2 tRNA genes and 2 rRNA genes are annotated in these 1,148 nt (G+C 44.9%); all 4 read right to left on the bottom strand.

Annotated features, from left to right (window positions below):
- Positions 1 to 422 (bottom strand): 23S ribosomal RNA (locus HCX49_RS25225); the annotation flags it as partial.
- Between the two features lie 222 nt (positions 423 to 644).
- Positions 645 to 718 (bottom strand) — tRNA-Ala (locus tag HCX49_RS25220).
- Between the two features lie 79 nt (positions 719 to 797).
- A tRNA-Ile gene (locus HCX49_RS25215) sits at positions 798 to 874 on the bottom strand.
- 190 nt (positions 875 to 1,064) lie between these two features.
- Positions 1,065 to 1,148 (bottom strand): 16S ribosomal RNA (locus HCX49_RS25210); the annotation flags it as partial.

Here is a 1,148-nt window from a genome sequence, read left to right as displayed (position 1 = left end):
TCCCACAGGGCGTCTCCGACCCCGCGGTACTCAGGGTACTGCTAGGCTAGCATTCTATACGTGTACAGGGCTATCACCGTGTATCGCTGGGCTTCCCATCCCATTCCACTTCTGTTTGCTAATGCCATATCGCAGCCCTACAACCCCAACAATGCCGTAACATTATTGGTTTGGGCTCTTTCCCGTTCGCTCGCCACTACTTGGGAAATCATTATTATTTTCTTCTCCTACGCCTACTTAGATGTTTCAGTTCAGCGCGTTCGCGTATTTTACAACATACCTTCAGTATGCTAGGTTGCCCCATTCGGAAATCTTCGGATCAAACTCACATTTGCTAATCCCCGAAGCTTATCGCAGCTTATCACGTCCTTCATCGCCTCTGAGAGCCTAGGCATCCCCCGTGTGCCCTTATTTACTTTCTTCACCTCATAGCCCTTTTGCTACTATGGGTTGCTTTTGATATATAACCGTGATGCTACGCATTAATCCGTTCGGCCTTGACCGAGGGTCTTCATAATACATCGAGCACATCACAGCATTGTCTCTACTGTTGTCTTCTCTTGTAATTTTTTTTCTTTCAATATGTCAAAGAACTCTTTGTAGCCTTATCGTGAACACAATATCTTAGTGTCCGGGCATACGTGTGGAGAATATCGGAGTCGAACCGATGACCCCCTGCGTGCAAGGCAGGTGCTCTAGCCAGCTGAGCTAATTCCCCGTGGTGTAGATTATAGATTCAGGAACAGAGAAAGCAGACTTTACGTCTCAGATCTCATGTCTATCATCTCACATCTAGATGGTAGTCCCGAGCAGATTTGAACTGCTGACCCCTACATTATCAGTGTAGTGCTCTAACCAACTGAGCTACGGGACTAGCTTATCATTCTATCTCTCTGGACCATCCATTTTCAGGGATGGGCACATTTCTTCAAATGCTTTTTTATAGTAATCAGTACTTAGATATCAGTAGTTAGATAGAAAATAATCTAAATACTAAATACGCTGTACTAAATACTTTTTTAATCATGTGTATCCGTAACGAGCTTCAATTCCGAATGCTCTAGAAAGGAGGTATTCCAGCCGCACCTTCCGGTACGGCTACCTTGTTACGACTTAGCCCCAATTATCGGTTTTACCCTAACACGCTC

The organism is Sphingobacterium sp. B16(2022), from assembly GCF_012030425.1.
GTDB classification, from domain to species: Bacteria; Bacteroidota; Bacteroidia; order Sphingobacteriales; family Sphingobacteriaceae; genus Sphingobacterium; species Sphingobacterium anhuiense.
This window is presented reverse-complemented; position numbering and strand designations above follow the sequence as displayed.